This is a genomic window from Stenotrophomonas sp. SORGH_AS_0282, assembly GCF_030818125.1.
Lineage (GTDB): Bacteria > Pseudomonadota > Gammaproteobacteria > Xanthomonadales > Xanthomonadaceae > Stenotrophomonas > Stenotrophomonas rhizophila_A.
The window spans coordinates 39,335-58,370 of the sequence record NZ_JAUTAB010000001.1 but is presented as its reverse complement, the minus strand read 5'-3'; the positions used below and the strand labels follow the sequence as shown (position 1 = coordinate 58,370).

Sequence of the window (19,036 nt, the reverse complement as noted above, 5' to 3'; positions counted from 1 at the left end):
GACGTCAGCGGATGACGTCGAACCGCACTTCCACCCGCCGGTTGGGCAGCAGGCATTCCAGCAACGCCGCGCGCGGGCGCACGCCGTCGCACTGCTGCACCTGCTGCGTGTCACCCCGGTACTCGTAACGGATCGTCGCCGGGTCCAGCCCCCGCCCGATCAGCAGCTCACGCACGGTGCGTGCGCGCCGCTCGGACAGCGCCTGGTTGGCGTCGAACCCGCGCCCCTGCAGGCGGTCAGCATGCCCGACCAGCGTGACGCCCTGCAGCTTCAGCTTCTCCGCAGCGATGCTGGCCAGCGCGCGGTCGATGCTCTCCAGCGAGTAGGTGCGGATGTCGCGGTAGCCGTCGCGGTCGAACTCGAACAGCACGTTGGCCACCAGCGGGCCCGGTGCGGCGATGGCCGCCGGGGCCACGTCGCACTGGCGGGCCAGCGCCTCCGCGTCGTTGACCAGCTCCTCGGCAATCTGGATGTACGGCTTGGAATGCCGCCACTGCTGCTGGTTGAATTCGTTGCCGGCGTGCACCAGCTCGACCTCGCCGCAGGCCACCTGCTGCGCCGCGCAGGCAAAGCCCGGCGTGCCATGCAGCACGCGCAGGCGCTGCCACAGGTCGTCGCGCAGGTACTTCGCGTTGTTGACCAGCGGCGTGTCGGTGGGCAGCGGGCTGGCGCCCTGTTCCATGCCGATGATCAGCCGCTCGGATTCACCCAGCGCGGCCTGCGGGAAATCGCTGCGGTCGTTGCGGCTGTATTCGTGGAAGGACACGTCCAGCCAGCACTGTGCCTTGGACAGGTGGTAGTCGCGGATCGGGCGGCCGCCATCATTGAGCGCCTGGATGCGGCCCTGGGTCGCCTCATACGTGGCATGGTCGGCGTGGATCGCCTCGTCGGTGATGCGCTGCTGCTGCGGCAGCAGTTGCGCCGTCTGGGCGTGTGCGGCACCGGCAAGCGCGGCAAGGAGCGCCGCGCCCAGCAGCGGGCGCGCAGAACGGAAGATCGGGTTGGCGTTGTTCATCAGGGCATCCTCAGCGTGCCGGGTCGCGGTAGCGGACGGGGTCCGGCCGGAAAAGGTCTTCATCGAACTTGAAGCGCAGGCGCACGAACACGCCCTGCTGGGTGTACTCATAGCCGTTCAGGTCGCGGTCGCCGGCAAAGCCGGTCCAGTTGTAGCCGGCCGACAGCCACAGGTTCTGGCGCAGCAGGCGGCCGACTTCCATGCCGTAGGCGTACTGGTTGGCGCCGCTCTGGCCGCGGAACGTGGAGCCGAGCACGCCGATGTCCCAGTTCTCGGTGATGTCATAGACCACCCGCCCGGACAGCAGCGTGGCGCGGAAGTCACTGTTGACCCGACCCCCGTCGGCATAGGCGAACTGATCCTGCTGCCACTTGCCGGCCACGCGCCCGGTGAACCACCACGGCCGCGAAGGATGCCAATCGGCATGGGCAGAGACAATGTGCGCGCGGGTGCGCACGTCCTGGCTGCTGCCATCCACGGTGCTGCCGTCGACCAGGGTCAGCCCGCTCTCGTCGCGCTCGAGCTTGTACTCGTAACGGGCCAGCGCGTTGATCCGGTTGCGGTCGGTATCGCGGTAGGCCACGCCCAGCTGGAAGCGGTCCTGCAGCACGTCGCCGCGTGCGTCATACCGCGTGCTCAGCAGGTAGTTGCGGGCCAGCAGGGTCCAGTCGCGGCTGAGCTTGCGGGCCAGCATGAACTGCAGCAGCGTGGTGTTGAACGCCTCATTGGTGTCGGTGTCCGGCACGTCTTCGGAGATGCGATGTTCGGCCCGTATCGCACCGCGCCACAACGGGTTGGCGCCGTAGTCCAAGGCCAGCGCCAGGCCGGTGCTGTCACCGGTGCTGCCGTCGATCACCTTCACGTGCTCGGCCGAACTGGACAGGCGCAGTCCTTCGGCGATGTCCCAGTTGTTGCGGATACCCGAGGCGGCCTGTACGTCGCGGCCACTGATCGCGTCGCGCAGGCGGTACTCGCTGAAGGTCTGGGTATCGCGCAGGTAGCTGCTGTCGATACCGAACACCAGCGCGTCGGCCTCGCGGTCGGTGGTGGTGATGCCGTAGGCGCTGGTCAGACCGGTCTGCTTTTCGTAGCGGCCGTAAAGGCGGCTGCGTTCGAACACCTGGTAATCCAACCCGGCGGCCAGGCGCCGACGTTCTTCGCCGCTCACGCTGTGCTCGATCTCGGCACCACTGCTGAGCTTGTCGCTCAGGCGGTAGCCCAGGCCGAAGCGGGCGCTGTCCGATTCCAGCTCGGTGCCCACCGGCAGGTCGCTGGTGATCGGGCTGCCGGTACTGCTGCCGTTGATCACCATCAACCCGGTGGCCGGGTCCAGCGCCTGCTGGCCGTAGCCGAGCGCGCCGCCACCGGCGCCGGTGGCAAAGCCGCCGGTCAGGCCACCGGCATTGCCGAACGGCACCCCCGACGACCACGGCGAGGTCAGGCCGATGGTTTCGCGGATGCTGCGCACGCCCAGGTCCAGGGTCAGTCGTTCAGTAGCGCCAATACGCACGCCGGCGCCGCCGGCATCGCGCTTGCCGCCATCCGGGTTGCGGTCTTCGCTGCGCAACCCTTCCACGTACAGCTCCAGGCGCGGCCCAAGCTGGTAGGCCACGCGCGCGTTGTACTCACCGCGGCCGCCGTACAGCGGCGCGGCCGGGTTGTTGAACGCCGGGTCGGTGCGGGCCGCGAACAGGCGCGCGTCGAACTTGTCGCCCTCGTGCGCGAACTCCACCCGCCATGCATCGCCTTCCACCTCGCCGGTGACGTCCTTCAGGCCCTGCGAGGTGATCTGGTTGATGCTGTTGGTGTTGACCTCGCTGCGGGTGCGCGCGAACTCGGCCACCAGCAGCGTGTTGTCGCCGAAGCGGTAGCTGGCATTGGCGCTGCCCATGCGGAATTCCGCGTACGGGTTGCGGTCATCCACCGCCGCCGCGCCGACTTCCAGCCGGTTGGTGAGCTTCACCTGCGCGTCGGCTCCCACCACCCAGAACTTCTCCGTGTCCTGGTCCAGTTCATAGGTGATACGCAGCGAGACCGGGTTGAGGTCGCTGTCGAACGCCGGCAGGAACTGGTTGAGCAGGATGCGGCCGGAGAACGGCTCGAAGCTGTAGTCGACCAGGCGCGCCAGTGGCCGCACCGAGACGATCCGGGTGGGCTGGTTGCGGTCGCGCACGATGACTTCCACGCGCTCGCTGCCTTCCAGCACCGCGTTGTTGCGCAGCGCGTAGGGCCCGCTGCCTTGGCTGCGGAACTCTTCGATCACCTGGCGCAGGGAATCTTCGATGGCGAACACATTGCTGCGCACGCGCTCGCTTTCGAAATGCCAGCCCAGCCCGGTGGCGGTGCGGTTGTAGGTCCCAAGGCTGCGCTGCGGAATCGGACCGCTGCCGCCGATGCCGGTGGCCGTGGCCAGCCCGTCGCCGGTCTGGAAATCACCGTACAGCAGGTAGCTGCGCTTGTTGTCGATGCGCACGTACAGGCGCTCGGCCGAGCGCGCGTCGAAGCCGCGCAGCGACGCGTCGCCGTAGACCGGGTAGAACTCCTCGGGCTGGATGTCACGCAGGAGGCGGCCGCGGGTGTCCTTGTCCGAATCGTAGGCGGCAGTGAGCAGCGCATCGCCCTTGATCCGGCCCTTGACGAAGAACGCAGTGCGCGCGGCGGCGTTGGCCTTGCCGTTGTTGAACTGGCGCTCCCAGCGACGGATGTCGCGGTCGAACGCGTCGTTGTGCTCCACCGGCGAAACCAGGCTGCCATTGCCGTGGCGACGGAAGTTGACCACGCCTTCGATGAGGCCGGTGGCGATCATCTCGCGCATCTCCGGCACGAAGCCGATGCTGCCCTGCGCGGTTTCGGCCCCTGCGGTGATCCGCAGCAGCACATCCTGCGGCTCGTGCGGCGCGACCAGGTCGAACTCGGCCACGCCGTCGACCACCTGCAGCTGCACGCCCGGGGTGACCTTGTCGGCATCCAGTGCACCCGGGCCGAGCTCATCGGTGCGCGAGCCGGGAAGGCGGATCCGGCCACCGCTGTTTTCAATGGTGGCGTAGGTGGTGCCGGACAGCGGCAGGCCGCTGGGGTCCAGCAGCTGCACGCGCACGTGCACCGGGCTCTGGCCATCGGCCGGCACGCCGTCGCGGTCCAGTTCGACCACGATGCGGTCCAGCGTGCCCGCTGCGGCGCGCACCGCAACCGGCGCGGCGTCCAGGCTGGCGGGGCTGCGCGGGTACAGCGTGCTGGCATCGCCGATTACCGGGGTGAACCGGCCCGGCGTACCCACGTTCTGGGCCATCGCCGGCAGGGTGGCCAGTGCGCAGGCCAGCAGGCTCAGGCGCGGCAGCTGGCGCACTACGGAAGCACGGCTCATGGCTGGCCCTCCGTGGCGGCGGCGGGCGGTGTGGCTCTGGGATGCACGATCGGTCTCTGGTTGGCCGTATCGGTCGCCTGCTGCGGCGCCCGTGCGGGTTTGCTCTCGAAGCGCAGCGGCGCCTGGCCCGGTTCGGTTTCCGGCGCCTGCACCTCACCCTGGGTGCGGCGTGCCTTGACCTGCTCCAGCACCGGGTTGGCGCAGCTGCCTTCGATGAAGTCGGCGCGGTGCAGCTCGCCGTTCTTCAGGTCGAGCAACAGGCTGTCGGCGTCGCCCAGGTTGCGGTTGCTGCTGGTGGTCAGGCGCGCGCCGACCGGCAGCGTGCTGCCGTCGACCTTGAGCGTGTGGCTCTGCGGCGGCAGGCCGCAGAAGCTGTACTTGCCTTCCGAATCGCTGATCACCCAGGTGCCGTCGGAGAAGTACAGGCGCACCCCCGGAATGCCCAGCTCCTCGCGGTCCTGCAGGTGGTTGTTGTTGCAGTCCATGAACACCTTGCCGAGCACACAGGCCTGTTCGGTGAACACGCCACCGGTGACGCGCACGCGGTATTCGGCACGGTTGGAGGCCAGCGAACCGGGCAGCGGGGTGACCGCAACCGGGTCGATGCAGCCGCCGCTGATCGAACAGCCATGGGCCTGCGCACGGTTGATGCCGTCGCCCTGCTGCGCGCCCACGCCCACGCGGACCCGATAAGTCAGCACGATCTGGCCACCGACAGTGATCGGCCCCAGCGCGAAGCCCAGCAGCGGGCCGGGCTTGCCGGCCGGGTCGGCCACCGCACGGCCGTCGGCACGCGCGGTGCCGTCGATGTAGGTGAAGCCACGCGGCAGGCGGTCGATCACGTTCAACGCGGCCAGCGCACTGCCGGCGGTCTGGCGCACGGTGATGGTGTACTGCACGGTGTCGCCGATTTCGGCGGTCTGGCGGTCGCCTGTCTTGGTGATCGCCAGGCCGGTGGCCACCGCCGTATCCAGCGGCAGGTGGTTGTGCACGATCGCTGCGGTGGCCGAACCCGCGAACAGGGTCAGGTAGTACTCGGTCGCCGTACCCACTGCGCCGGTCGGCGCCTGGGTGTTGGTCTGCACGACATGGTTGGCACCGGCACCGCCGGCCGGCGACAACGCGCCCGCCTGCGGCGGAATCATCGTCGACACGAAGGTGTAACCCCCCGGCGGCGTGACGGTCAGCTGGAACTCGCAGCGGGCCGGCGCGGCCGGCGCGAAGGCGAACTGGTAGAAGCCTTCGCTGCCGACGGTCATCGCAATCGTGTTGCCGTCAATGCGATAGCCACCACCGGCTGCATTGAGCACGCTGGTTCGCGGGTCATACCCGCTGCACAGGCCAACCGGCGCCAGGGTCACCACCGAACCGGGTACCGGGTCGCGGGTGGTGGCGTCGTACACCACGCCCGACGGGTCCACCGGCAGGCTCTGCTGCGCGAGGTGGTCGCCGGCGCGCAGCACCACTTCCAGCTGGCTGGTGCCGTTGTCGGTGGTGCGGCAGGCACTGACCCCGCCGCGCGCGATCGCCGCGTCGGCGTCGCAGGCTTCCTGCACGCCGCCGGCAGTTTCGCGGGTGACCGGGAACGGCCACAGCACGGTGGAGCGCGGGTCGCGGAAGCGGATGTTCCACTTCACGCCTGGCACCACATCGCCGAAGCGGTAGCTGCCGTCGGCGGCGGTCACGGTGCTCTTCACCAGCTGGCCGCTGGCCGGGTCCACCAGTTCGACGATCCAGGCCGACAGGCGGCTGTCGCCGCCGTCCAGCAGCTGGTCATCGCTGCCCACGTCGAACCACACGGTGCCTCCGACCGACGCGGCCAGCTGCACGCTGTTGGGCACGCGGCAGGCGTTGTGGATGATGGTGTCCACGCACGCCGGCAGGTCGCCCACCTCGCCCTCGAACGCAGCGCGTTCGGTTGGGGTCGGGGCGCGGAACGGGTTCTCGCCGCCGCCTTCCACCAGCACGGCATTGTTGACTGTGCCGGCCTCGGCCGCTGCGGCGGCCACGCGCACCACCACGGCGATGCTGTCCGGCGATACCGCACCGGCGGCCAGCACGCGCTGGCTGGTGCAGCTGAAACGCACCGCGCCGGGTTCACCGGTACAGCTCCAGCCGGTCCCCACCGGCAGGCTGTCCAGGCTCAGGCCCACCGGCAGGCGGTCGTGCACCGTGTACTCGCCACGGCTCGGCTGCTGGCCGGCGTTGCGCACCTGGATGGTGTAACCGGCCAGGTTGTTGACCGTGAAGCGCGTGCTGGTGGACGCCTTGCTGACCATCAGGTCGGGCGAATCGCCGATCTCACCGAAGTTGTAGTCCACCGCGTCCACGCCCAGCGGAAGCACGATCTGGCTGATCGCCGACGGCACGCTGGCGCGGTCGCTGGCCACACCGACCAGGGCGGCGTTGACGGTGCCGGCGCTGGTGATGCCGTTGAGCGTCTGCGGCGGCTGGGTCGGCTCGGTCACGGTATAGGTGCCCGGGCGCAGGCCCTCGAAGCGGTAGCGGCCTTCGGCATCGGTATTCAACGTGAGCGATACCGGCTGGCCGAGGTCATCGGTGCCGGTCAGCACCACGCTGACCCCGGCGATGCCACCTTCGCCGCTGTCGACGCTGCCGTTGTCGTTACTGTCGTTGTAGACGCGGCCGGCAATGCTGGCGGTCGGAATCTCCCCGAAGTTGTTGTTCACCGACTGCTGGTTCACGCCCAGCACCAGCGCAGTGATCTGCGAAGGCGCCGTGCCCGGCGTGGTCACGCCGCCACCGGTGCTGCCGGCCACGGTGCGGCCATCGCGGGTGCCGGTGGGCTGCTCCGGTTCGGTCACCACGTAGGTGCCCGGCGGCAGTTCGGCGAAGCTGTAGCTGCCGTCGGCGTCGGTCACGGTATCGCGGCTGATCGGATTGCCGGCCAGATCGGTGCCGGTCAGGGTGACCCGCACATTGGCCAGGCCGGTTTCGCCCGGGTCGACCACGCCGTCATTGTTGCGGTCGGTCCAGACCTTGCCGCTGATGCCGCTGTTGAGCGGAATTTCGCCGAACAGGTTGTCCACCGAGGCGCTGCCCGGGGTGGTCAGGTCGATGGTGCTGATCGCACTGGGCACGGTGGTGATCGGGGTGGCAGTGCCACGCGGCGTGCCGCCCACGGTGCCGGCGGTGGTGACGCCGTTGCTGGTGCCGGCCGGCTGCTGCGGTTCAACAAGCGTGTAGGTGCCCGGGCGCAGGCCCTCGAACACGAAGCGGCCATCGGCACCGGTCTGTACGCTGACCGAGACGCTGGCGCCGGTGTCGTCGGTGCCGTTGACCTGCACAGTCACCGCTTCGATGCCGGTTTCAGCGGCACCGTTGCGCACGCCATCGTTGTCGACATCGAAGAACACCGCGCCGGCGATGGACACCGGCAGGATCTCGCCGAAGTCATAGGCGGTCCCTGCCTTGCCGGCCGGCAGCGTGATCGCGCTGATCGCGCTCGGCACGCTGGCCACGGCCGTGGACACGCCCACGGTAGCGCCGTCGATGCTGCCCGCACGGGTGAGGCCGTTGAGGGTCGGGCCGCCATTGAACGACGGTTGCGTGGCCTGCTCGGTCACGCTGTAGGTGCCGGCCAGCAGGTGGTCGAAGCGGTAGCGTCCGTCGGCGTCGGTCGCCACGGTGACCACGGCGTTGCCCAGCGCGTCGACCGTGCCGGCCGGCAACTGCAGCTGCACGCCCGCCAGGCCCGGCTCGCCGGCGTCCTGCACGCCGTTGTTGTTGCGGTCCAGGAACACGGTGCCGGACAGCGACGCGGCCAGCTCGCCGAAGTCGTTGCCGCTGGCGCCGGCGGCGGGCAGGTTGGCGATCAGGATGACATTGCCCGGCTGCTCGCGGCCTTCGCCCAGCCCGGTCGGCTGGGTTTCGGTGATGCGGTAGGCCTGGCCGGCGATCGCGCCAGGGTAGCTGTACTGGCCATCGGCATTGGTGACCAGGGTGACGGTGGTGTCGTCGGGCGTGCCGAACACGCCGTCGGCGCCATTGCCGACGATGGTCACCTGCACGCCGGGTACGCCGATGTCGCCGGCGGTGTTGTCGCCGTCGTCGTTGCGGTCCAGGTACACCGTGCCGCTGATCGGCGCATTGGCCAGTTCACCGAACAGGTAGCCGCTGGCGTCCTGCCCGGCGTTGATGGCGATCGCGGAAATGACGTTGGCCACGGCCGTGCTGCCGGGGGTGGCCGCATTGCCGGCCGCATGCTTGCCGTCCAGGTAACCGGCCGGCTGCGTTTCGGTCAGGGTGTAGCCGGTGCCGGCCTGCGGCGGCAACAGGTCGCTGAAGCGGTAGCCGCCGTTGGCATCGGTGGTGGTGGTCAGCACGACCGGATTGCCAAGCACGTCCGTGCCCGACAGGGTCACGGTGACGTTGGCGATGGCGTTTTCACCGGCGTCGCGGCGGCCGTTGTTGTTGTTGGCCGCCACGTTGGAGAAGTCTTCGTAGACCTCGCCGCTGAGCGAACCGAGCGCCTCGCCGAAATCGTTGCCACTGGAACCGGTCAACGGCAGCGCGTTGAGGGTGATGCTGTTGGTCGCGTTTTCGGCGGCGTTCGCATACCCCTGCGGCTGCGTCTCAGTGACGCGGTAGTTCTGCCCGACCACCAGGCCATCGAAATCGTAGCGGCCCTGCGCGTCGGTCTGGACCACCACCGGTGGCAGGTCATCGCCCGTACCGAACGCGCCGTCGGGGCCCGCGCCGATGAGGGTGACGGTGACGCCCTGCAGGCCGCCATTGGCCTGAGAATTGCGCGTACCGGCATCGCCGGTATCGAAGTCGCCGTTGCCGTTGCGGTCCAGGTACACATGCCCGGAGATGGCGGTGACCGCGTCTTCGCCGAAGTTGAACGCAGTGGCGTCTTCGCCGCGCGAGAGGTCGATGTTGCCGATCCGGTCGGTGGTTGCCGCATCGCCGGCCGCGCCGGTGGCCACGGTGCAGCCGGCGCACGCCGCAGTACCCACCAGGCCTGGATTGATCGCGCTCGGGCGGTTGCGGTAGCTGCCGGTGGGCAGCACTTCGCGCAGCGTGTACACCTGCAGCGGGTTCAGGCCGGGGAAGCTGTAGCTGCCGTCGGCGGCGGTGGTGGCACTGGCCACCACGGTGCCGGCCGCATCGAGCAGTTCGACGGTGGCGTTGGCAATCGGGGCGTCGCCGGTGTTGCGGGTGTTGCTGTAGTTGCTGTCGACGTAGACGAAGCCGGACAACGCCGGGCGGCGCACTTCCGGGAAGTTGTAGCGCACGGCGTCCACGCCCGCGCCCAGCGCGACGGCGGTATAGAGCGAATTGGCGCTGATCGCCGGATCGACCACGGCATAGGCACCGCCGGCCGACGGCGCCAGGCCGCCCGAGGCGGGCGGTGCCACCGGGCCATTGACGTAGGCGGCCGGCTGCACCTGGGTCAGCGTGTAGCCGTCGGTCCCGGCCGGTGCGAGGTTGTCGAAGCGGTAGGCACCGTTGCCGTCGGTGGTGGTGGTGAGCGTCACCGCGTTGCCGTAGGCATCGGTGCCGGTGAGGCGCACTTCCACGCCGGAAATGGTCGGTTCGCCGGCCTGCGGCGTGCCGCCATCCGTGCCGCTGCGCTCGCGGTCCTGGAACACCACGCCGGTCAGCGAGGACCGCACCACGGTATGGGTGCTGGTGCCTTCGTCATTGCCGGGGGTCGGATCGAGCTGGTCGCTGGTGGCGCGCGCGGTGTTGAGGCCGGCGCCGTTGGCCGGCAGGGTGGTCCAGCGCGCGGGCACCAGCACGCGGACGCGGCCGTCCAGTGCCAGGTCGCCCATGCGGCAGGTAAGGTTGCGACCGTTCACCACGCAGCTGCCGGTGCCGTTGCTGACCACGCCGGCGTCGGCGGTGTTGCCGGCCTTCTGCCAGCTGGTGCCTTCGCCGCCGCCGATCACCTCCAGGCCTGCCGGCAGCGTATCGGTGACCACCACGCCATCGCCGCGCAGCGGGTTGTCGCCGCTGCGGTCGCGCGACAGGCTGTGGCCCGGGCCGTTGTTGACCACGTCCAGCACGTACCAGAACGGCTGGCGCAGGCTGATCGTGGTGGCAGCGGCGGGCAGCGGCTGTGTCGGGTTGGCATTGGGCGCCAGCACCACGCTGGTCTTGGTCATTGCCAGGTCCGAGCGCGTGCGGATGCTGGTCTCCTGCACCGCGCTGTTGTTGCTGGTATCGCGCTCGGTTTCGGCCGAGCGTGCGGTGACCGCGTTCAGCAGCGTCGCGCCGGTGGCCGGCGGCGCGCTGAGGTACTGGTACACCAGGTACAGGTAGCTGGTCTGGTTGGCGGCGATCGCCCCCTGTTCGGTGGTGGACACGCCTACGCTGGGCATGCTGCACGACAGGGTCTGCGGCGCCGTGGTGGGATTGCTGCTGCCCGGGGCAACGGTACAGCGCACGCCCGGTGCTTCCAGCGCACCCTGCGGCGTGGTGGCGTTACCGGTGCGGCTGCCGACAAAGGCCACGTTGGCGCCACTGGCCGGGGTGATGGTGTCTTCGATTACCGTGCGGGTGGCCAGCGACGGGCCGTCGTTGCGCACGCTGACCTGGTACAGGATGTAGTTGTTGGCTTCCTGGCCCACGCGCGAGTCAAAGCCCAGCGGATCCACCGCGCCGGCGAAGTTCTGGTCGATCTTGTTGACGATCAGGTCGACTTCACCGGCGGTGAAATCCAGCGCGGCGGCACGCAGGTCATCGTCGGTGCGGCTGTTGTAGTTGTAGCTGCGCCCGCTGCCGTCGACGCCGCTGGCCGGTACCGGGCTGCCGGTGTTGTCCGGATCGAAATGGAACGAGCCATCGTTGGTGAAACGGCGGCCCGTATTACCGCTGTTGACGTTCGGGCGGATCACCACCGTCATGGTCTGGGTGGAGTTGTTGGCCATGTCCTGCGGCGCACAGGTCAGCCGCAGCGTGGCGGGCGCGCCGCCGGTGTTGAACCACGACGTGCCGCCCGGCGCGGGCGCCGAGCTGATCGCCGCATCGTTGGAGGTCACGCTGCACGCGGTGCTGCCGCTGCCAGTGCGCACCGCGGAGATCAATACGAAACCGGCGTCATTGGCCGGCAGGGTGAAGGTATCGCTGAACACCACACCACGGGCCGTGGACGGACCCCGGTTCTGGTAGGTGATGCGGTAGGTGGTGTTGACGCCGGCGCGGCCCGGGCTGCCGGAGGTGATGTCCTTGGCGGTGGTGGCCACGTTGGCCACCGGGTCGATCTGCACCCAGTCCGAGGCGCTGTTGTTGCCCGGGTTGGCTTCGCCGATCGACCCGCTCACGGTCGGATCGATGCTGACGCCTGCGGTGTTGCAGAAGCGGCCGGCTGGCATCGCCACGCCACCGCAGGTACCAGCGCCCTGGCTCTGGCTGTCGAACAGGCCGCGGTTGACGGTGAACACGATGGTGGCGGTGGCGCCGGCCGCCAGCGCGGTGCCGGCGGAGCGGCAGATGTAGCCGCTGCCGACCACATCGCAGGTCCAGCCGGCCGGCACGGTGTTCTTGGTGACGGTGGTGCTGCCGGTGACGAAGCCCGGGATCGGGTCGTTGACCACCACGCCGGTGGTGGTTGCGCCGTTGTTGGTGACCTGCAGCGTGTAGCTGACCCCGCCATCCGCTTCCCGGATCACGTTGTCGGCGTCGCCAGCGCCATTGGTGCGCTTGGTGATGGACAGGTCGGCGCGGGCGTCGGTGGCGCGGCTCTGGCCCCCGGTGCAGTCATTGCCGGTGTTCGGATCCAGGTTGATGCCACCGGCGGTGGTCGGTTCGGCCGAACCGCCGCTGCCGCCGGTACAGGCGGTATTGGCCAGCGTGCCCTGCAGGCGCGCAAGCGTGTACAGGGTCAGCGCGGCGGAGTTGCCGTTGACCGCGACGGGGTAGCCACCAGTCTGGGTGCAGGTGACGACCTGCGCCGGGGCCCCGCTCCAGGCGCGGTCCACGCTGCAGCTGAAACCGCCCACGGTCACGGGCACGCCCGCCGCGTAGGGCTGCCCACTGGCATCGACCCATTCTTCGCCCGCGGCAAGCGTATCGACCAGCTGCAGGTTGCCGGTGACCGTGCGCGGGCCCAGGTTCTGCGCGCGCAGGGTGCTGGTCATCACGCTGTCGGTGCGCAGCCCGGTGTTGTTCCACACCGGTACCAGCGCCGGGGTCTTGGTCTTGGTCATGCGCAGATCGGCGCCGTCGGGGATGACGGTCAGGCCGACGCTGCCTTCGTTGTTGGTCAGCACCGGGTCCGGCGTTGCGGCGCTGATCTGGGCGGTGTTGGTCACCGTGCCGCTGCTGTTGGTGCCGGTGGACGGCACCTGCGCCTGGATCGCGATCTGCGCCTGCGCGCCCGGCGCGAAGTTCGCGGCGTTGCAGGTGACCACGGTGCGCTCGGCGTTGTTGCTGCACGACCAGCCGCCGGGTCCGGATACCCCGTTGACCTGGAAGCCTTCCGGCAACGCATCGCGCAGGACCACGGTGGTGGCCGCGCTGGGACCATCGTTGCGCGCGGTCAGCGTATAGGTGACCACCGAACCGGCGGCTGCCGGCGCGGGCGATACCGACTTGGACACCAGCAGGTCCGCACCGGCGGTCACCTGCGTGGTTACCTGGGCAGCGTTGTTGTCCGGCACCGGGTCGGGCACGTTGCCGGCGTTGACCACCGCCGAATTGACGATGTTGCCGGTGCCGACATTGACCTTGCCGCGGAACGAATAGCTGGTGCTTGCGCCTACCGCCAGGGTGCCGTTGTAGGTGCCGTTCTGCTGGGTGAAGGCCCAGTCCGCACCCGTCGGAGTGCTGACCAAGGTAACGTTGGGCGGCAGCGTGTCGACCACCCGGAAACCAGTGGTGACGCTGGGGCCGGCGTTGCGCACGGTCAGGGTGTAGGTGACTTCACCGCCGCCAATCACCGGATCGGGCGTGGCGCTCTTGCTGAGTTCCAGGTCGGCCGCCGCCTGGATGGTGGTGTTCTGGCTGGTGCGGTTGTTGGCTACGTTGGTATCGCTGCCGAAGAACGGGTCGGTGTTCTGCAGCGAGTTGATCGGCGTGGTCGCCGGCGGCAGCGCGTTGGCGAAACCGATCGCGGCACGCACGGTAATGGTGGCCGGCTGCGAGGCAATGGTGGTGACCGGCAGCTTGAATTCGTAAGGCGCCGTGGAGGCATTCAATGCCGGGTTCGTGCACACCACGCGGGTAGTGCCGGCAGCGCCGGCCGAGGCGCTGCAGCCCGCCGGGGCGGTGCTGCCCAGCGCGGTGCCGGCGGGCAGATCGAACAGGGTCACGCTGCCGCTGGCGGTGTCGTTGGCGCCGTTTTCGACCTTGACGTTGTAGATCACCGTGGTGCCGGCCGGCACCGGGTCGTAACCGGTATCGGAGAAGTCGGTGATCTGCAGGTCGATGGCCAGTGCGGGCAGTGGCAGCGCCATCAGCAAGCCCAGCACGGCGCGGCGCAGCGACAACCGCCAGGACTGCGCCTGCGTGCGCTCAAACGGCGTTGCCGCCGCGCAGATGCCTGCGCGATCGCTCTGGATGGACATGCGTTTTCCCCTGTTCCGGTCGTTGCAGCGTTCACAGGGAACGCCGCACGATGCGTACCCAACGCAACCGGTCCAGACGTCCCCTGTCAGATGAATCCCAAGCCTGCAGGCGACAGACGTCGCCGACGGTGCCGGGCGGGGCGGATTGTGATGTTGCCGTGAAGGCAAGTCAGTGCCGGCGGCTCACGCACGCTCACACTGGCTCACGCCGACCGGGAGCGGGTCAGGCGGTAAGCAGGTAGCCCTGGCCGCGCAGCGCGCGGATCGGCAGCTCGACATCGGTGGCGCTGCGCACGCGCGTGCGCAGGCGATGGACCAGCACGTCCAGCCGGTGCGGATCGAAATCCCACGGGGTGTCGGTGATGTTGGCGATCAGTTGCTCGCGGGTGACGGCGCCCCCGTTGGCCGCGAACAGCAACTGCAGCACGCCGCGCTCCATCATCGTCAGCGCCAGGGTGGCTGCGGTCGGTGCGTGCAGGGTCCAGCCGTCATCGGCCAATCGCCAGCGTGGCTGCGCCGTGGCGGGGGCCGGCGCGGCGGAAGGAGGTGACAGGCGGCGGCGCAGGCTGTGCAGGCCAGCTGCCAGCACGTCCAGGTCCGGTGGCTTGACCAGATACAGGTCGGCGCCCTGGGTCAGGCCCAGCGCCACGTCGCGGGGGTCGCCACGGCCGGTCAGCATCACGATGCCGATCGAGGCCGAGGCGCGAAGGTGGCTCGCCACCGTGTAGCCGTCTTCGCCAGGCAGGCCCACGTCCAGCACCACGATGTCGCAGCGGTCGCTCAACAGCGCGCGGTACAGGGCTTCGGCGCTGTCGAGGCCACGCACGGTCGCGCCGCGCCAGGCCAGGTCGTCCAGCAGCAGTGCAAGCAGCTCCGGGTCGTCTTCAACCACCCAGACCTTCAGCCCTTCAAGTTCCCGTACTGCAGTCACGTGGTGCGTCGCTTCCTCCGGATCCAGCCTGCAGTCTAGCCGCCGCCCGGGAACCCGCCAAATGCTACAAAAGCCGCAGTGCGGTGGCGTGTGGGTGCAAGCGACAGTGGGGCGTCGTGGTTGCCGCTTGTTCGTGTGGATCGGGGCAGGCAGCGTTGACCGCCCCTCGTTCCCACGGAGTTCCAGCATGCCCGTAGCCACCTCGCCGCCCGCCATACTCACCCCGCTCTTGCGCCACCGCCTGGAAACCTCGCTGCCCGCGGACCAACGCGAGGTCACCTGCAACGCGCTCAGCAACCTGCTGTATTCGGTCTGGAACGCCCGAGCCGTCACTGAAACCCCTCCGCCGGCTGACCGTACCAGTCGTTGGCCGATGGCGCAGATCTACCAGCGGCTGGCGGTTCCGGTAGCCGGTTCCCCGTTCGGCCCACTCAGTGCGGATGAACATCGCACGCTGCAGCTGGTGCACTACCTGCACGAAGTGGAAGCGGCACTGCCGCTTGATCCCGGAACCGACCCCGCCATACAGCGGCCGCAGAGCCAGATCCATGCCCACCTGCTGCATGAACTGCGCCGCGAGTTCTCGTTGCTGCCGGTGCCGGTAACGTTGACCTGGCGCGAGCTGGCAGTCAGCGATATTGCCGTCAAGCTGCTGGCCAAGGCCGAGCGGCTGGGCTTTCAGCCCACAGAAGTACGGGCACTGGGTGCGCAGCAGTTGGACGCGGTGGCAGGCGTTCACCGCGGCGGCATGAAGCTGACCCTGGTGGCGTGGAACGGCGCCGCGCCGCCAGAGCGCTCGCACGCTGCAGCCAACCCCAACGTCTGGGACCCCGGCAACCCGCTGGGCAACGAACTGGATCTGCTGCTCGCGCCCTTGCAGATGGACTGGACCGGGCTGACGCCGCTGGCCCGTTGAAGGGCGCCGGCCTACTCGGCCGGCACGCCCATTTCGGTCAGCAGTGCCGGCGCCGGGTAGACCTTGGCCAGCAGCCAGCGCAGGTAGCGCATGTCCACGTGCACGGCGCGCTTGAAGCGCGGGTCGAACCACCAGCTGGCGCTGACAGATTCCCAGTTGCTGTCGAAGTTCAGCCCGATCAGCTCGCCGCGTGCATTGAGCACCGGTGAGCCGGAGTTGCCGCCGGTGGTATCCAGGTTGGTCAGGAAGTTGACCGTCTGGGTCTTCAGCACCGGGTCGGCGGTGCTGCCGAAATCGCCCTTGGCGATGGCCGCCAGCAACGGCTTGGGCGCATCGAACGGGAATGCATTGGTGTTCTTCTCGACGATGCCGGCCACGGTGGTGACCGGGTCGAAATGCACCGCATCGCGCGGGGACAGCGCTTCCACCTTGCCGTAGCTGATGCGCAGGGTGCGGTTGGCGTCCGGGTAAACTGCCCGGCCCTGCTTTGCCCGCCACGCAAACAGCGCCTGCATGTAGGCCGGGCGCAGGCGCAGCTGTTCGCCTTCGCGTTCCTTGCGCTCACCCTCCATGCGCAACTGCGCGGCCACCAGCGGGCCAGCCAGGTCGATCAGCGGGTCGTGCGCCAATGCCTTGCCTTCCTTCGCAGCGGCGAAGCGGCTCAGGCGTTCGGTTTCGTCACCCAGCCGGGTGCCGCTGTACAGCGCGTCCAACGCCTTGGCCAGCGCGGCCGGGGTACGGCCGAACGCGGCGTCGAACTCGGGCACGCGCTGCGCATCGGGCAACTGCTGGTAGCGGGTCAACAGATTCGTCAGCAGCGCCTTCTCGACCTCCGGCGCGTAGCGGCGCTGGACCTGCTTGAGGGTGCCTTCGATCAGCGCCTGATCGCGCTGCTGGTAGCCGCTTTCGCGCTCGGCATCGGGCTTGGCCGATTCGATGCGCAGGCGCTCCAGCAGCAACGCCGAACGCAGCAGCTGGCTCTGCGCGGCGGCCTGTTCCAGCACGAAATCGCGCTCGCCCATCGACGCGCCCTGCGACAGCGAGCCCAGCAGCGCCTGGATGTCCGGCTGCCAGGTCGCATCGGTGGCCTTCAGCATCGCCGCCTCGTCGGTCGCGCGCTGGGTCTTGGCATCGCTGCGCAGCAGGCCTTCGAGCTCACCGGCGGCACGCTTGCGGTTGTTCTTCAGCGACTGCAGTTGCGCGGCGTAGCGGGTGCGCGCCTGTGCATCCTTGGCCGTGGTCGCTTCGATGGTGTCGATCATCTGCTGGAACACCGCCACCCGGCGCGGCAGCACCGTGTCGATCTGGCCGGCGAACTCGGCCGCCGTGCGGTGGCGGTAGGTGATGCCCGGGTATCCGGCCAGCATGGCGAAATCACCGGTCTTCGGCCCGTCGACCGACATCTTCAGGTGCGCCGGCGGGTGATAAGGCACGTTGTCCGGGCTGTAGGCGGCCGGCTTGCCGTCCTTGCCCACGTAGGCGCGCAGCAGGGTGAAATCGCCGGTATGGCGCGGCCACATGAAGTTGTCGATCTCATCGCCGTAGTTGCCGATCGCGCGCGGCGGCGCGTACACCAACCGCACATCGCTCAGTTCCAGCTGGCGGATGCGGTAGAAATCGGTGCCGTAGTACATGTCGGCCACGCTGCAGCGCACGTTGCCTTCCTGCTCGCACTCGGCCACCAGCCGCTTGCTGGCGCGGTCCACCGCGTCGAAGTAGGCGCGCCCGGTCTTGCCGCGCGCATCGCGCAGCACCTCATCGGTGACCTTGTCGAAGCCGGTGGTGACCAGCACGCGGAAATCCGGGTTGGACGGGCGCTCATCGCCGCGGCCCTGGGCGATGAAGCCGCCGTCGATCAGGTTGTGCTCGGCGGTGCTGTTGTACTGGATCACGCCCATGGCCACATGGTGGTTGGTCAGCAGCAGGCCGTCTTCGGAGACGAACGAGCCGGTGCCGCCCCCCGCACGCACCACCGCGCTCAGCGGCGCGGCGGTCACGTTGGCCAGGTCGGCCGGGTTGCCCTTGAACCCGGCGGCCTTCAGCGGCTTGGCCAGGTCCGGCAGCTGGGTCGGCATCCACATGCCTTCGTCGGCGTGGGCGCCGGCGGCGAGGGTGAGGCCAAGGGCCAGGGCGGCGCTGAGGGGCTTGCGTGCGGGCATGGGTGCATCCAGTACGGCGGAACGAGCGGGCACCTTAGCCACTGGGCGCGCGCGGGGCAACGCCCGATGGTCAGGGGTGGGCGGCAGCGCCCATTCAGCGGAGGTGCGCTTCCGACGATCGCAGTGCCATCACCGGCTCAATCGTTGATGGGTACAACGATTCCCGGCAAGTTCGGATCCGTTGAGAAGATGAAACGACTCTCATGGAGGTTGCCGACTTGTTCCATTGCACTCATGTGACCAAAAACGCGCGTCGAATCGGCCTCCAGGAACCGTAGGATCCATTGCTCGTTGTCTACCTCCTTTCGAGTCTGCACCGTCCCCATGCACATACTTAATCCACAGGAAAAGCTGGCCACCGCGCCATCGGCGCCGACTGCCTGCGTCAACGCACTGCGATAGTGAGCTGCCTGATCCTGCGCCTCCATGCTCCTGGCGGCGTCGGAACTCATTTCATCCAGTGCACGGGAGAATCGTTCGCGTGATTCAAGAACCTCGTCGGCGCGGACGCGGGATAGACCACCATGCTCGATGAACCTGGTCTCTGTCGCCAGGTAGATGGAGTTGGGAGGTTCCAAGGACTGCTGGCCGGCGGCACGCGTCTCCGTGTTGATGTCGGGCCGCTCGTCCCCAGCACGAGCGTCGTTCTCCAGTTGATTGGCGTACCCTGCACTCGACTTGGGCTCCAGATCCACGGCGTTTGGATTGGCAGCCTCCTCGTGCGAGCAGCCAGCACACTGGCTCAGGACGAGGAGTAGCGTGGCGCGTATCGCGCGGGGCATCGCAACGTCCCGCTCCATGCGGCTCGGAATCAAGTTTTCCATCTCACCTCCACGGACAACCGTACGCTTCACAGGTCCCAGGCGGGTAAGTAGGAATCGGGCGTCGCGAAGGTCCCTGAACCCAGCCGCCCGCCGCATCCACTACCCATGCATTTCCGCCCGACACTGCGACCTGACAGGAAATCCGCTGGCGACACTGTATTTCATTGCCTTCTCCATCTTCGTGGACGAATTGCCACGGGAGAAGTGTTCGGGCAGCCCGTCGCTTGCTCACTCGTACTACTCCTAAATTCGGCGTGTTACGTTCAAGTTGTGACCCCGAACCGGCGGTCG

The 19,036-nt window shown here is 68.6% G+C and carries 7 protein-coding genes; 1 reads left to right on the top strand and 6 read right to left on the bottom strand.

Annotated elements, in window-relative coordinates; translation table 11 throughout:
* Positions 1–4 precede the first annotated feature (4 nt).
* From QE395_RS00175 to QE395_RS00160, 4 genes are all read right to left on the bottom strand, one after another.
* Positions 5–1,015 carry an OmpA family protein gene (locus QE395_RS00175; protein ID WP_306987233.1) on the bottom strand — a complete coding sequence of 337 codons (1,011 nt, stop codon included), beginning with the start codon at positions 1,013–1,015 and terminating at the stop codon, positions 5–7.
* 10 nt (positions 1,016–1,025) lie between these two features.
* On the bottom strand, positions 1,026–4,379 hold the full coding sequence (locus tag QE395_RS00170) for a hypothetical protein (protein WP_306987232.1): 3,354 nt from the start codon (positions 4,377–4,379) through the stop codon (positions 1,026–1,028).
* Complete coding sequence (locus tag QE395_RS00165) at positions 4,376–13,915, bottom strand: SdrD B-like domain-containing protein (RefSeq protein WP_306987231.1); 9,540 nt, start codon at positions 13,913–13,915, stop codon at positions 4,376–4,378. Before QE395_RS00165 ends, QE395_RS00170 begins: the two co-directional genes overlap by 4 nt.
* A gap of 223 nt (positions 13,916–14,138) precedes the next feature.
* Entirely contained in the window at positions 14,139–14,846 is a 708-nt protein-coding gene (locus QE395_RS00160; protein WP_249833355.1) for a response regulator transcription factor, read from the bottom strand.
* 187 nt (positions 14,847–15,033) lie between these two features.
* On the opposite strand from QE395_RS00160, the gene QE395_RS00155 reads away from it, so the two are divergent.
* The gene (locus tag QE395_RS00155; RefSeq protein ID WP_141236221.1) at positions 15,034–15,762 is read left to right on the top strand and encodes a hypothetical protein; all 729 of its coding nucleotides are present in this window, start codon (positions 15,034–15,036) and stop codon (positions 15,760–15,762) included.
* Between the two features lie 11 nt (positions 15,763–15,773).
* Here QE395_RS00155 and QE395_RS00150 read toward each other — a convergent pair whose 3' ends face one another.
* On the bottom strand, positions 15,774–17,921 hold the full coding sequence (locus QE395_RS00150; protein ID WP_306987230.1) for a S46 family peptidase: 2,148 nt from the start codon (positions 17,919–17,921) through the stop codon (positions 15,774–15,776).
* A 137-nt stretch (positions 17,922–18,058) separates the two neighbouring features.
* Entirely contained in the window at positions 18,059–18,745 is a 687-nt protein-coding gene (locus QE395_RS00145) for a hypothetical protein (RefSeq protein ID WP_306987229.1), read from the bottom strand.
* Positions 18,746–19,036: the final 291 nt, after the last annotated feature.

What these genes read in the sequence shown, in the direction of transcription:
- QE395_RS00175 (WP_306987233.1), bottom strand. Translation starts at nt 1,015, where the DNA reads ATGAACAACGCCAACCCGATCTTCCGTTCTGCGCGCCCGCTGCTGGGC.
- QE395_RS00145 (WP_306987229.1), bottom strand. Translation starts at nt 18,745, where the DNA reads ATGGAAAACTTGATTCCGAGCCGCATGGAGCGGGACGTTGCGATGCCC.
- QE395_RS00170 (WP_306987232.1), bottom strand. Translation starts at nt 4,379, where the DNA reads ATGAGCCGTGCTTCCGTAGTGCGCCAGCTGCCGCGCCTGAGCCTGCTG.
- QE395_RS00150 (WP_306987230.1), bottom strand. Translation starts at nt 17,921, where the DNA reads ATGCCCGCACGCAAGCCCCTCAGCGCCGCCCTGGCCCTTGGCCTCACC.
- QE395_RS00155 (WP_141236221.1), top strand. Translation starts at nt 15,034, where the DNA reads ATGCCCGTAGCCACCTCGCCGCCCGCCATACTCACCCCGCTCTTGCGC.
- QE395_RS00165 (WP_306987231.1), bottom strand. Translation starts at nt 13,915, where the DNA reads ATGTCCATCCAGAGCGATCGCGCAGGCATCTGCGCGGCGGCAACGCCG.